This is a genomic window from Geobacillus sp. ZGt-1 (genome assembly GCF_001026865.1).
In the GTDB taxonomy this organism is placed as follows: domain Bacteria; phylum Bacillota; class Bacilli; order Bacillales; family Anoxybacillaceae; genus Geobacillus; species Geobacillus thermoleovorans.
The window spans coordinates 1-566 of record NZ_LDPD01000147.1 but is presented as its reverse complement, the minus strand read 5'-3'; the positions used below and the strand labels follow the sequence as shown (position 1 = coordinate 566).

Sequence of the window (566 nt, the reverse complement as noted above, 5' to 3'; positions counted from 1 at the left end):
TGGACTATTTAGTGCTAAACCACCTTTACCAACCATAACTGTTGGAGAAAAAAAGGTAGAAGTGACACAAGGTTCGTATTGTTGGAATGGATTACTTAATTCTGTTTGTGCTGATACAAGTTCTCCGCCAGAACTCATTAAAAATCAAGAACTAAAACCTGTGGTTGTACCACCAAATTCCCAATTGAAAATAGAATTCAAAGATGAGCCTAAAGAAAATACATTAGTAGTAAATAGATGGCTTACAAATATAAAAACAGAAAATGTTCCAATAAATGATAATGTGATACTATTACCAAAAGAAAAAGGTGTTTATGTGTATGATGTTTCAGCAAGATGGGAAAAGGGAGATTCAAGTTATGCCTTTGTAATTGAAGTACGGTAGTAACCTTTTAGTAACAGTCTTGATTTAACAAGTCAATATAATTTTAGTTTAAAACGCTTGGAATAAACCCAAGCGTTTTAATGTGCTTTTTACTTTGTTAAATTTGGTTCGAATTTTGTGCTAATTACGCTGTTATTTGTACTGTTTTTCTTGATTTTGTACTTCTGAACCGAACCCGTTA

General features: G+C 32.2%; 1 protein-coding gene. It reads left to right on the top strand.

From position 1 onward, the window contains the following. Window positions 1-385: hypothetical protein (locus VU18_RS17710; RefSeq protein ID WP_082218545.1), on the top strand; the 385-nt coding region annotated here is incomplete at its 5' end. Window positions 386-566: the final 181 nt, after the last annotated feature.